Below are 14292 nucleotides of genomic sequence, written 5' to 3'. Positions count from 1 at the left end.
TCTATGATAAGGCTGAGTTAAAACGAAGAATCATTCTTTGGATTAAAGAGATAAATGATGTTCCGGTTGTCTTCCGTTGGAAAAAGTTTGATATAAATTTAGAATATTAATGTCAATGTTTATATGAAACGTTATACTAGTTGGGTGAAGGAATATACTTTGGAACAAAATTACCCAAATCCATTTAATCCAAGCACAGTCATATCATACTCAATACTTACTGCTTCAAATGTAACACTAAGAATATATGACGTGTTAGGAAAATTGATAACAACTCTTGTAAATGAAAACCGGGAAGCTGGAAATTATAAAGTTAATTTTAATGCCAGTGAGTTAAGCAATGGGATTTATTATTACAAATTACAATCCGGTAATTTTGTTGCAATAAAGAAAATGTTGTTATTAAAATAGTCAATGCGCTGTAGCGGATAAATGGAGAAAAAAATGATACTAAAAAATAAACTATACTATTTAGCCATAATTTTTTTATTGACCTCACAATTATGGGCAGCAAATACAAATCCGGTAGTTACAAATGTAGCATTCACTATTTCCGGTGGTACAGTAACGGTTACATACAATGTAGCAGATGCAGAAGAAAACACAGTTACCATAAGTATGGAAGTTTCAAGTGATAATGGAACAACATGGAATTATAATTACGTTACGGCAAGCGGCGATATTGGAACTTTAGTTAACGCCCAGGACGGTTTAACCAAGTCAATAATCTGGACATACTCTGGTGGTTATAATGATCAATTCAAAATAAGGATAATTGCAAACGATTTAGTAATTGACGGGGGACCTTGCGTAGATCCAACTTTAACATATTCTGGTGAAACATACAATACTGTACAGATAGGCAACCAATGCTGGTTAAAAGAAAATCTAAATATAGGGACAAGAATTGACAGTAGAGTTGGAAGTGATGCAAATTACCAAAAGGATAACAGCATAATAGAAAAATATTGTTATAATAATCTCGAATCTAATTGTGCTACTTATGGTGGTTTATACCAATGGGCGGAAGCGGTGCAATATTTGAATGGGGCAACCAATACAACATCACCCAGCCCGGCATTTAGTGGAAATGTACAAGGGATCTGCCCAACAGGCTGGCACATACCAACGGTCGGAGAATACACAACGTTACAACTAGCAGTGGGTAGTAATGGCAATTCATTAAAAGAAGTTGGACAAGGTACTGAAGAAAGTGGAGCAGGTACAAACACAAGCGGATTTTCTGCATTGCTTGCGGGATATTGCAATAACGTTGGTCTATTTATGACTTTACTAAACTATACTCGTTTTTGGAGCTCCACGGAGTATTCTGCTGATAAGGTATTCTACTCACTCTTGGACGGTAGTACTAGTAATATCGTGGTCACCAACAATCAGACAAAGGTTTATGGCCATAGTATTCGGTGCTTGAAGGATTAATTTGCCAACAAACGTGAAACCTATCAAAGCATTTTGTTTTCGTGATGGTGGACTGTGGGCAACTATTAAGCGAATCGAAAGAAAGGTAAGACTGTGGGGGTCAAGCGAAAAGACTGGCTGAGCTACCCGCCAGAGAAGTACAAAGAGAAGTGAACAGAGATGAACCACAGGCAGGGAGTATCAGGAAAACCTGTCAAATCACTCTAAGGTGCTTCGGTTTAAGGACAGGAGTGTTTCCTAAACCTCACGGATCATTCCGTGATGTGTTAACATAATGATAATAAAAAGGGGAATGTAAAAATTCCAATACGGGGAAGAATAAATCTAATCTGGTTGTAGTTTCTTTTTCATTTCATAAAGATTACAACTTTGACGATCATTGCATTGTTCTGTTGGATGGCTTAAAAACTACTCCGTTGTGCTGCTAAATGACAAAGTTAATTTCATCTTGATTAAGGTAAGCCAATGGATTATATTTGAATATGCTAATTACAATAGTTGAATTACCGGAATATATTAAGAGAGCAGAAAAAATATTGCTGGAAGAAGAGAGAGATGAATTGTTTTATTATTTATCTTCCAATCCCAAAGTCGGCGCATTAATACAAGGAACCGGAGGAATTAGAAAGTTAAGATGGGTATCAAAAGGTAAAGGCAAAAGCGGTGGTTCCAGAGTAATTTATTTTTTCTATAATGAAACTATTCCCTTATTCTTGTTGACAATATTCACTAAAAATGAAAAGATAAATCTAAGTAAGGCAGAACGAAATGAATTAGAAAAATTGGTAAAAGAATTGATAAAAAATTATTAGAGGTAAAAAATGAGTGTGGCATATAAAAGCATAAGCAAAGGATTGAAAGAAGCAATAGAATATTCCAAAGGAAATACTAAAGCAGCCAGAGAATTTAAACCAATACATATTGATGTGAAAAAGTTGAGAGAAAGAATTGGGATGAGTCAGCCAAAATTTGCAGTATCATTTGGAATAAGTTTAGGAACCTTACGTCATTGGGAAAGAGGCGATAGATATCCACAAGGTCCTGCATTAGTTTTATTAAATTTATTATATAAAGATCCAAATGCAGTGCTAAATGTTTTATATAATTAAACAACAACAAAACGTTAACAAGGATCTATACCGGGCTTGCCTACTGCACATAGGCGTCAACTTAAGGGTATCAATTACTGATTAATAAACTGTTGATTATTTTATTTTTCGGTCAAATTATGATTTTTATTATATCATGCCTACGGCATTTTGCTCTATTTTTTCTTTCTGTTTCTACAATTATATCATCCCTCTGGGATGAAGAAATATACATCCCGATAGGCTTGCCTGCTGCAAGCACATAGGCGTCAACTTAAGGTAAAATATTTAGTTTATGATGAAAATATAGCCCCGACCCTGCTTACCGTAGGCAGGTTTTCAAGTCGGGGAAAGAATATTCTCCAAGAATTTAGGGCTTTAGCCCAACATTAGGATTGTACTTGCCTACTGCAAGTAGGTTGGACTAAAGTCCAGGATTTTTTTAGGATTCCGATACTCCGGCATAAATGCCGGAGCTATTCAAGTACAAAATTTCCTTAGGTTGACGCCTATGTGCCTACCGCAGGCAGGCGACAAAGGCAAGTTTGTATCACATCGCATCTCACTTGTACCGATCAATGATTGCATTTAAGATGCAGTTTCATTTCATTGATGAATATCCCAATAGTTCATTTGTAATTTTAAATTTTGCAGTAAATCTAAATTCACTTCCTTTGCCTTCTTCACTTTCAACACTAATTTCACCATCCATCATGTGAATAAATTCTTTACAGATACGAAGACCTAATCCGGTACCACCATAAATTCGTTTATAAGATTTATCAGCTTGAGAATAAGCTTCAAATAACATATTAAGTTGTTCCTTTGAAATACCGATGCCTGTATCTTTAACTGAAGCAAAGATAGTAGCATCATGGTCAGTTATTTTTAGCAGGGATATATTTATTAAAATTTCTCCTTCTTGGGTGAATTTGATGGCATTACTTAAAAAATTAATAAAAATCTGCCGTAACCTATCCGGATCGCCTATTAGAATTAATGGAATATTATTTTCGATATTGCTTTTAATTTTTAAAGACTTATCGAGTACAAGTGAATCCACTGTGGATATAGCATCAGTTAGAACTTCTCTTAAACTAAAATTAATTTCTTCCAATTCCATTCTACAAGCTTCAATTTTAGAAATATCCAGAATATTATTCATAAAATTTAAAAGTGAATTAGCTGAAGAGGTTGCCTTTTTAACACACATCATCAGATCGCTTTTATCATTATAAGCTTCCTGTTCAACTATTTCTAAATAGCCCAGAACACCATTAATTGGAAGACGAATTTCATGACTCATATAAGCCAAAAAATCACTTTTTATCTTACTCACCTCAATTGCCTCATTTGCCAGACAATCAGATTTTTCTTTTTCAATTCTTAGCGCTTCTACAACTGCCAATCTTTCACGCTCAAGTAAAACTTCTTTTGTAATATCGCGCATATTGCCTTCATAGAAACGGAATTTTTTATCTTCATCATAAATCATTTTTGCATTTAAGGAAACAACTACTTCTCTCCCATCTTTTTTCTTTAAGTTGAATCTATAATTTTTTACTTCGCCACTTTCTTCAAAATGTTTAGTCAAAAATGCAATATCAATATTATTTTTAATTATATCTTCAAAGGAATCGAAATCAAATATTTTTATCAATGAAGGATTTGCTGTAATAAATTTTCCATTTATATCCATTTGAAAAATTCCTTCTGTCGAATTATCAAACAACGAACGGAATTTCTTCTCGGATTCTTCAATTATAAAAGATTTTTCAGCAAGTTCCATTCTCATCTTGAAATTAACTGCGCTTGCAATTATAGAAAATAAACCAAGGAACAAAACATAAATTACTGATTCTATAAAATTGGCTGTAATAAATGTCTTTGTATTACTTAGAAATATTGCTGAAACTGAAAAAGCATTGTAATATATAGCCACAATAATTTGATTTTTTACTTCCCAGCTTAAAAATAATGACGATGTAAAAATTATTAAACCGGCTATTTGTGAATTGAATTGGAACGTAGACGGAATTAGAATAACCATTATAGCAGAAACAATTACTACCAAAGATAATAGTATGTGAATAATAAAAACCTGGTGTTTCTTTTTTTCATACAGGAAGGAAAAGACAAGTATCGAAAATGAGATTATTGTCTGAGCTAAACGAACAATGTAAATCTGCCCCGATAAATTTGAAAAATATTTTACTTCGAATAATAGAGCAAATATACCTGCAACTGTTACCAATAGAGAAATAGCTTTTATAGGTGAGACTAAGAGTTTTTCAAATTCATTTTTAACTCTTTTATATTTATTCCTGGAAAAAGGAATATCCAGTTTGTAAATATATTCCGCAACAGATCTGTTGGTTTTAGACATCATAATTCCTATAAATTCTTTTTATACTTTCATAACAATTTAGATTATCACTTCACTTTATATCATAAAATAGTTTCGGACAATAGTAATTCTTAATATGGATATTACTATTGAAGAAAAAACCAGATTAATAAATGGAGTAAACTGTTCATCTTTATTGTAATATATTTGAATATTATTTTTACATTCTAAGTATTAATAGCTTCACTTAACAATGATAGCAGCTCACCTTTTGAAAATGGTTTAGATATATAATGAGTGCAGCCTTCGCTTAACATTATTTCTTTGTCACCAGCCATAGCGTACGACGTTACTGCAACTATTGGGGTGTCCAAAAAACCTTTTATTTTTTTTATTGTTTGTGTTGTCATTAAGCCACTTAATTTACCAGGAAGATTTATATCCATAAGTATGATATCATAATTTTTCTTGCTCACCATTTCAATTGCCTTTTCACCATTTTCAGTACATTCAATGCTATAAGAATTGTTAACCATACTACTAATTACTCTTTGAGTAACAATATCATCTTCGACATATAAAATTGATGGTTTACTAATTCTCTCTGTTTCAATTACAACATTTTCTTTTTTCGCCTCAATATCTACTTTTTCATTTTTCATTAATACTACTTTAATAAGTGGGAACAGAACTTTAAATGTTGAACCTACACCTACCTTACTTTCCACAGTTATTGCACCATTCATAATCTCAACATATTTTTTTACAAGCGTAAGACCCAATCCTGTACCTTCAAATTTTCTGGACCACCCTTCGCTTGCCTGTCTGAAAGGTTCAAAAATAATTGACAGATTTTCGTCAGATATTCCTATACCGGTATCTTTTACTAGTATTTCCACATTCAAATTTTCGTTGAAGGTTACTTTCTTAATATCAACTGTTACTTTACCTTTTGGAGTGTACTTAATTGCATTGTTAATCAGGTTATTTACAATTGAAGTTAACATATCTTTATCGAGGTAAGAAAATAATAATTCTTCTTCCGTAATTATTTTTAATTCAATCCCTGTAGCTTCTGCAGATTTTTCGAATACTTTTACAAGATTTGGAACGTAAGAAGTCATTTCAATCTCTTCAGAATTTATAGTTAAAGATTCTGCTTCTATTTTTGATATATCCAGTATCAGGTTTAATGTTTCTTTTAGCCTGTTTCCACTTTCAAGAATTATTTGTAACTGTCCTTTATATTCCTCATCAGTTAATTCATCTATCAGAATTTCTGCAAAACCGATTATTCCAATTATTGGTGTACGAAGCTCGTGACTCATATTAGATAAGAAGCTCGATTTTAACCGGTTCATTTCTTCGGCTTTTTCTTTTGCCTCAATCAATCCTTTTTCAGCAAGTTTGCGTTCAGTTATATCTACTCCTGTACCTACAAAATGTGTAATGTTTTTATTTTTATCGAAGATCGGAGAAATGGTTTTTTCCAAGAAATACAAATCACCGTTTTTCTTTTTATTTACTATTTCTGCTCTGAATACTTTGCCAGATAAAATTGTTCTCCACAATGCTTCATAGTATTTCTGGTCCTTTGTACCGGACTTTAGTATTCTTGGTGTTTTACCTAAAGCTTCTTCTGACGTATATCCGGTTAAATCTTCAAAGGCAGGATTAACATATTCTATGATTCCCTCGCGATCAGCTATAACAACTGTATCTACTGTTTGTTCAATAGCGCTGGAAAGTTTCATAAGTTTTTCTTCTGCTTGTCTGTGCTCCGTTATATCGGTTGCAACTCCAATTAATCCTAAGAATTTCCCATCTTTATCTTTAATTAAAGTTGTGGAAAGATTAATCAGGAATTCACTTCCGTCCTTTCTTTTATTCCACAATTCACCTTGCCATCCTCCTTGCTTTGTAGCTGGTAAAATTTCCTTAACTAATTCTGGTAAATTATTTAGTGAACGGACTATATTTATATTTTTTCCAACCAGTTCATTTTCATTGTAACCATAAGTTTTCAAAAATGATTCGTTGACGAACAAAATTTTGTCTTCCATATCAGTTATGCTAACACATTCATTTACGCTTTTTAAAGAGTGAGCAAGCATTGTAATTTCCTCTTCTGCCTGTTTACGTTCAGTAATGTTGATAAATGTAGCTATTGAACCTATAACTACTCCGTCCTTTACAATTGGATGCGACCAGTATTCAACCGGAATGGCAACACCATCCTTACTCCAAAACACCTCATCAGAAACATTGATTGGTTGATTGGTCTGATGAGCGCGATACATTTTGCATTCAATTGATGGATAAGGACTGCCATCGTAATGAGAATGATGAATGAGTTCGTGAATGTGTTTGCCAAGAATTTCATGTTCATTCTGGTAACCCAGTATTTTTAAAAATGCCCGATTTACAAAGGTGCAATTGCCACTGGTGTCCACTCCATATGCACCTTCAGCTATTGAATTTAGCATCCGATTTAAGTCCTCGCGAGAATTTTTTAATGCTTCCTCCGCCTGTTTACGCTTCGTAATATCACGATGAATACCTATGAACCCAACGATATCCCCTTTTGAATTAATAATTGATGTATTGAATACTTCAACTGTAATTAAACGACCATCTTTCGCTTTATTAATGATTTCACCGGAGGCTACTTCCTTTGATAATAATTTATCCCAAAATTGTTTATATATATCGTTATTGTACATACCAGATTTTAGAATACGAAGTGTTTTTCCAATCGCTTCGGACGAATTATAACCATAGGTTTGTTCAAATGCTTTATTAACAAAAATTATAATACCGTTTATATCCGTAATGAAGATTGCTTCGAAAGACATTTGGATACATAATTTAAATTTTACAAGCTCTTCTTCAGCCTGTTTTCCTACTTGTTCGGCAGACAGGTGTGCGTTGATATCTTTCTCATACCTGACTTTCAGAGCTGCGTTCTCTTGTTTTAGTTCATCCAATTCTTGTAAAAGTTCGTCTTTAGTTTTATCAATATTTTTCATAACCTATTTATCCATATTATATTTCAAATGATTTTTGGCAAAGTAAAATAAAAAGTTGATCCTATTTCCTCTTTGCTCTCAACCCAAATTTTTCCATTGTGCATTTCAATAAATTCTTTGCAGAGTAATAAACCCAGTCCGGTACTCAATTCTCCTTCAGTCCCTTTTGAGCCTATCTTTTCCCCAACCTTAAACAACTTCACAACAACGTCCTTACTAATTCCAACACCAGTATCGCTTACTGATATTTCTATCATTCCATTATCGATTGATTTAGCATTTACCGTAATCGTTCCATCTTTTCTGGTGAATTTGACTGCGTTGGATAGAAGATTTCTGAAAACTGAGTTAATCATTTTTTCATCTGCTGAAACTTTTATAGAATCTTCAACTAGATTGATTATGGAAATACCTTTTTGTTTTGCACGATCCATAATAGTAGAAATACTTTGGGAAACCAATTTACTGAGATTATGTTTTTGCAAATTGAAATCCATTTTTCCCCTTTGTATTGTTGCCCAGTCCAATAAATTTTCGAGCAACTTATACAGATTAACAGCAGATTCATTTAATGCCTGGCTAAACTCTGCAAATTGGGATATAGTAAAATCCTGGCTTTCAGTTGCCATAATTTCAGTTAGATTTAAAAAACCAAGAAAAGGACTTTTTAAATCGTGAGCAATGATTGAAAAGAATTTGTCTTTGGCGGCATTGATTTCCGATAGTTGTATGTTATGTTTTTGAATTTCGTTTTCAGCCTGTTTGCGTTGGGTAATATCCCGAATAATTCCGGTAAAAAATTTCCCATTAGAAGTTTCCCATTCTGCTAATGATAATTCCAATGGAAACTCTTTTCCGTTCTTATGAATTCCATGCAATTCTACTGTTTTACCAATAACATGATTTTCACCACCTTGTTCAATACGCCTCATTCCTTTGATGTGTTGTTCAATGTAATCTTGCGGAATTATTTTACTCAATTCTTTTCCGGATATCTCTTTTTCCGTATAACCAAATATTTTTTCAGCTCCAGGGTTCCAGCCTAATATTATTCCTTTGTTATCGGCTGTAATAATACCATCATTAGCGGATTGAGCAACAGATCTAAAGTGTTCTTCACTTTCTTTCAACGCTTCTTCTGAAATTTTACGTTGAATGGCAATCGTCACCTGTTCTGCTGCCACTGTAAAAAGTAAAACATCCTCATTGGTGTATACACCAGCTTTATCATAATCCTGCACCGCCATTGCACCGATGACGCGCTCACCGAGTAACAATGGAACCCCCATCCAGCACTTTGGTTTACTTTTCCATAAACGACTTTTTCCACTTGCATACCTTTCGTTTAATTCCTTTTCATCCAGCAAAAGAGGCTTCCTGGATTTGATCACTGCAACTGTTAACGATTGAGAATCGTTAAGAGAAATGACTGTGGAGGAGTCATCAGTATTCTCGTCAACTTCGTATGGAAAAACTAAGTTTTCGCCTGCCTCGTCGATAAGTGCTATAAATAAATTCTTTGCGTGTATGATTTGGACAAGAGCATGATGAATTCGGGAAAAGAGCAAATCTAAAGTGTCTGAAGTGTAAACTGCCTTTGAGATATCGTACAAGGCTGTGGTAACTTTTTCAGATTGTTTACGAGTAGAAATATCGCGCATACCTCCAATAATTTTTTCCGGATTCCCTTGGGTATCGAAACAGATCTTTGACGAAATCGAACATGAAATTTGTGAGCCATCTTTGTTCTTGAGCGTTATTTCAAAATCTGTAACACTTCCTCTCTCTCGTAATGCTGATAGAAGAGTTTGCCGTTCATTAGTATTAAGATAGAAGTCATACATTGACTTTCCAATGAGTTCATTCCTATTATACTGTCCTTTCGTTATAAACCCAATAGAAGGGCTTAATTCAAGGATCGTACCATCTATCAATGTCTCGAAATACACATCCTGTATATTCTCAAAGATATTGCGATACTTTACTTCGCTTTCCTTAAGTGCATTTATTTTTTCATCAACAAGTTTTTGTAAATGCAATTTCTCATCTGCCAAAAGTTTATCCTGTTCATTTTCCTTTAGAATAATTGCAAGCATTCCTACTGCATTTTGAAGTAGACCTTGGTCTTCATTTTCCAAATCAGCAAAATTATCAATCTTTATAAATCCATAATTACTGTTGGAAGTAGAGATTTCAATTATATTTTTTTCGTCCCCGGTTTTTGATAGCTGATATGAGACAATTATATCTGACCATATTTCTTTTATGGCTTCCACAAAAACATCAACAATCTTTTCCTTTAATATTAGCTGAGACAGATTAAACATTAGAAGAAATAAATCAAGCGCCTTAGAATTTTGATCTTTCATTTTTTACCATTGGTTTCCTGTTTAACTGCGGAATTATATTTAGACTACTTTCATCAGGATGAATGTAGTATGGATTTACAGAATTTCTTTCATCTTTTCCGAGTCAAAGTGGAATATTTTAATATGTGCTTTAGTTTTAAATTTATTCCGTTTCATTTTTCATTTATATTCAAAGGACTAAGAGCCTCTGTTAACAATGGTAGCAGCTCAACCTTTGAAAATGGTTTGGATATATAATGTGTGCAGCCTTCTCTTAACATTTTTTCTTTATCTCCAACCATAGCGTACGCTGTTACTGCAACTATTGGCGTGTCCAAATATCCTTTTATTTTTTTTATTTTTTGTGCCGTCTCTATTCCATTTAAGTTACCAAGAAGATTTATATCCATAAGAATGATATCATATTTTTTCTTGCTGACCATTTCAATCGCCTTTTCACCGGTTTCAATACATTCAATTCCATAATAATTGCTAACCATTGCAATAATTACTTTCTGACTTACAATATCATCTTCGACATATAAAATTGATGGTTTACTAATTTTAGTTGTTTCAATTTTATAATTTTCTTCTTTCGTTCCAGTACTTACTATTTCACTTTTCTTAGACATTAATTTAATAAGTGGAAACTGAACTATAAATGTTGAACCAACTCCAACCTTACTTTCTACAGTTATTGTTCCATTCATAACCTCCACATATTTTTTTACAATCGTTAGACCCAATCCTGTACCTTCATAATTCCTGCCCCATCCTTCGCTTACCTGCCTAAACGGCTCGAAAATTACCGACAAATTTCCCGCAGATATTCCTATTCCGGTATCTTTAACTAATATCTCCACATTCAATTTTTCTTTGTTTGTTATTTTATTAATTTCAACTGTTACTTTACCTTTGCGTGTATACTTTAAAGCATTGTTTAACATGTTATTTATAATGGAATCTAACAGAACTTTATCCAGGTTTGAATACAGTAATTCTTCCCCAGTAATAAGGTTTAATTCTATTCCTTTAGTCTTAGCTAATTTCTCAAATACTTTAACCAGAGTTGGGATGTAGGAAGTTAGTTCAATCTCTTCAGAATTCAACTTGAATGATTCAGCTTCAAGTTTTGATAAGTCGAGTATCAGGTTTAATGTTTCCTTTAGCCTCGTTCCGCTTTCAAAAATTACTTTTGCATACTCTTTATTTTCTTCATCAGGTAAGTCTAATTTAAGAATTTCTGCAAAACCAAGTATTCCAATCAGCGGTGTTCGTAGTTCGTGGCTCATATTGGATAAGAAACTGGATTTCAGCCGGTTCATTTCTTCAGCTTTCTCTTTTGCTTTTATTATCTCATTCACAGCTTTTTTCTTTTCACTAATATCCCGGAAAATACTTAATAGTAAAGTAGATTTATCTTTTAATACGATAAAGGAATTTGATAATTCTGCCCACAATTTTTTCCCATTCCAAAGATCTAGTTCTGCTTCAAATTGCGATTTTATTTTTCTTGAAGAGAAATTCACAATGTAATGATCCACAGAATCTAAATCATCATCAGAATAAACAACATTAAAATTCTCGCCAATTAACTCATCTAAATGTTTTTCAAATAATTTTGCAAATGCTTGATTTACACTTACTATATTACCTTTAGAATCTGTAAGCCTCATTGCTTCAAATGAATTTTCCCATACTGCCCTGAATTGTTCATTGGTTTGAAATATTATTTCATCCTGCTGTTTTTTTTCAGTTATATCTTCTTTAACTGCAAGATAATTTGTCACGTCTCCATTTATATTTAAAATTGGAGAGATTGATGCATACTCCCAGTAAAGCTCTCCGTTTTTCTTTTTGTTATGAAATTCGCCATGCCATTCCTTTCCTTCTGAAAGTTTATCCCAAAGAATTTTGTACTCACTTTTAAGTTTTTCTCCCGAACTAAATATCCTCGGATTTTTTCCAAGTACTTCTGAAAGTTGATAGCCGGAAATTTCAATCAATTTAGGATTTACATATTCTATGTTTCCTTCTGTATCAGTAATAATAATAGAAGTTGGACTTTGATCTACAGCGCGGGATAATTTGCGAAGTTGGTTCTCTGCATGCTTGCGCTCAGTAATATCACGAGAATACCCTGTTGTACCTATTATAATCCCATTTGAATCCTTGACCGGAGTTTTAAAAGTTTCGAACCATTTAGCTTCACCTTTTACTTGTATTAACTCTTCAACCGAAATTGACTTAGCATTTTGTATTACGAGAGCGTCGTCGGTACGGTATTTCTCCGCCAATTCGCGGGACCATATATCGAGGTCTGTCTTTCCTACAACATCCGTTGCAGATTGTTTACCGCAGGAAACAGCAAACGCATTATTCACAGCTAAAAAACGTCCTTCTGAATTTTTTAGCCAAGTTAAGCCAGGTTGGTTTTCAATTATTGCTGATAAATATGCTTCTCTAATCCGCAGCTCATCGGCTACACTATTGCGCTCAATAACCTCTTCTTTCAACTTCTTATTTGCAATTTCAAGAGCATCCTTGGCTTCTAAAGCATCTTCCATCATATTCATAACTGCAAACCGCGAGTTTGCTAATTCATCGATTGTTTTTTTAAGCTCAGCAGTTCTTTCGTTAATTCGTTGTTCCAATGTATCGTATGAGTGACGCAATTTTTCTTCTATTTGCTTAAGATCAGAAACATCTGCAGTCATAATGCAAACATCACCTAATAGTTCCGGAGGCAAAGAGCTAAATGAAAGATGAAGATACAAAGGATTCCCATCAGATTTTAAATTGGCAATCTCTCCACTACTATTCCCTTTAAGACCAGCCTGCAGCAATTTATCATATTTTTGTTTATCACTTTCGGAAACAAACCGTGTAAAATGTGATCCGACTATTTGTTCTAATGAAAGAGAAACAATTTCAGCAAACCGGCGGTTGCAATACAGTATTATTCCATCTGCTGATAGAACAACTGCTCCTTCATTCATTTCTTCAACTATTATCCGGTAAGGGGTTTCTGCGGACGTAAGTGAAAATATTTTTTCACCATCTGGTCCGTTAACAATAATTGCATCCACTTCACCATTTCTAATTGCATTCAGTGTTTCTTCCGCTTCCGTTAAACGCAAACGCAATTCTTGGTTTTCAAGAAGTAATTGGCTTTCTTTTTTTAATAGAGAAATCTTTTCCATAAAAATAATTCCTTTAACAAAAGTTGATAACTCACTTTTTCTTTACTTCCCGCAAATCGAGCCCGATAAGCACCCGCTCTCGATTGGACAAATCTCCGATTATCCGGCGTATAGGAGGAGGTAATTTTCTAAGAAGCGTTGGCACAGCAATTATCTGATCTCCTTTGGTTAAGTTGGGTTTCTGGTAGAGGTCTATCACTTCCAGGCTATATCGTCCTTTCAGATATTCTTCACAAATCTTTTGTATGTTGATAATTGCCCGGGCGGATTGAGGAGTTGTACCGGTTACATATAACCGTAACAAGTAATTTTCTTTTTTCTCCTTTACAATCGCCGCTTCAAATTGTTCGGTAGAAATTTTTATTTCTTTTTTAACATTGTTCATAATTAATCTCTCCTATTGTTTAATTAACTTCTTGGCATCAAATCTAATCCAACTAATACACGGTCTGTGTCTGATAAGTCACCAATTATCTTTCTAACCGGAACTGGTAATTTCCTTACTAAAGTTGGTACTGCAAGTATTTGGTCATCTCGGCTTAGATGTGGGTTCTGTATAAGGTCAATCACTTCAATTGTGTATTTACCTTTCAATTGATCCTCACAAATAGATTTTAGATTTTTAAATGCTGTTATTGATTTGGGGGTTTGACCAGCTACATACAAACGCAATATCCATTTATCGTTTTCTGTTTTTGAAATTTCTTTTTGCTGCTTGCTGGTTTTCGATTTTACTTCATTGGTTTTCATAGTAAGTTCCTTTAAATATTTTTTATTTAGGTGTTTAGGCTAATGGCTGTAGGCTATTAGGCTTATTACCTACAACCTAATAACCTA

The 14292-nt window shown here is 33.6% G+C and carries 10 protein-coding genes; 4 read left to right on the top strand and 6 right to left on the bottom strand.

Annotated elements, in window-relative coordinates; translation table 11 throughout:
• The first annotated feature begins 159 nt into the window (after positions 1-159).
• From NTX22_03480 to NTX22_03465, 4 genes are all read left to right on the top strand, one after another.
• A complete protein-coding gene (locus NTX22_03480; protein MCX6149568.1) occupies positions 160-411 on the top strand; it encodes a T9SS type A sorting domain-containing protein in 252 nt (83 codons plus the stop codon).
• Between the two features lie 33 nt (positions 412-444).
• A complete protein-coding gene (locus NTX22_03475) occupies positions 445-1440 on the top strand; it encodes a hypothetical protein (GenBank protein ID MCX6149567.1) in 996 nt (331 codons plus the stop codon).
• 482 nt (positions 1441-1922) lie between these two features.
• Positions 1923-2252, top strand: coding sequence for a type II toxin-antitoxin system RelE/ParE family toxin (locus NTX22_03470; GenBank protein MCX6149566.1), 330 nt, complete (start codon positions 1923-1925; stop codon positions 2250-2252).
• Positions 2253-2261: 9 nt separating this feature from the next.
• Positions 2262-2549: a helix-turn-helix domain-containing protein gene (locus tag NTX22_03465; GenBank protein MCX6149565.1), complete on the top strand. Its 288-nt coding sequence runs from the start codon at positions 2262-2264 to the stop codon at positions 2547-2549.
• A gap of 580 nt (positions 2550-3129) precedes the next feature.
• On the opposite strand, the gene NTX22_03460 is transcribed toward NTX22_03465, so the two are convergent.
• The 6 genes from NTX22_03460 to kaiB (NTX22_03435) all read right to left on the bottom strand — a co-directional run bounded on the left by NTX22_03460 (position 3130) and on the right by kaiB (NTX22_03435) (position 14205).
• Complete coding sequence (locus NTX22_03460; GenBank protein ID MCX6149564.1) at positions 3130-4914, bottom strand: ATP-binding protein; 1785 nt, start codon at positions 4912-4914, stop codon at positions 3130-3132.
• Positions 4915-5102: 188 nt separating this feature from the next.
• Positions 5103-7904: a PAS domain S-box protein gene (locus NTX22_03455; protein MCX6149563.1), complete on the bottom strand. Its 2802-nt coding sequence runs from the start codon at positions 7902-7904 to the stop codon at positions 5103-5105.
• A gap of 23 nt (positions 7905-7927) precedes the next feature.
• Positions 7928-10273, bottom strand: coding sequence for a PAS domain S-box protein (locus tag NTX22_03450; GenBank protein ID MCX6149562.1), 2346 nt, complete (start codon positions 10271-10273; stop codon positions 7928-7930).
• 152 nt (positions 10274-10425) lie between these two features.
• Positions 10426-13455 (bottom strand): PAS domain S-box protein, encoded by a 3030-nt coding sequence (locus tag NTX22_03445; GenBank protein MCX6149561.1) that lies wholly within the window; start codon positions 13453-13455, stop codon positions 10426-10428.
• 31 nt (positions 13456-13486) lie between these two features.
• Entirely contained in the window at positions 13487-13840 is a 354-nt protein-coding gene (gene kaiB / locus NTX22_03440) for a circadian clock protein KaiB (protein MCX6149560.1), read from the bottom strand.
• A gap of 23 nt (positions 13841-13863) precedes the next feature.
• On the bottom strand, positions 13864-14205 hold the full coding sequence (gene kaiB, locus NTX22_03435; GenBank protein MCX6149559.1) for a circadian clock protein KaiB: 342 nt from the start codon (positions 14203-14205) through the stop codon (positions 13864-13866).
• Positions 14206-14292: the final 87 nt, after the last annotated feature.

The organism is Ignavibacteriales bacterium (genome assembly GCA_026390815.1).
Lineage (GTDB): Bacteria > Bacteroidota > Ignavibacteria > Ignavibacteriales > SURF-24 > JAPLFH01.
Note: the sequence above shows the minus strand (reverse complement) of the source record. Positions and strands in the feature narration are given on the sequence as shown.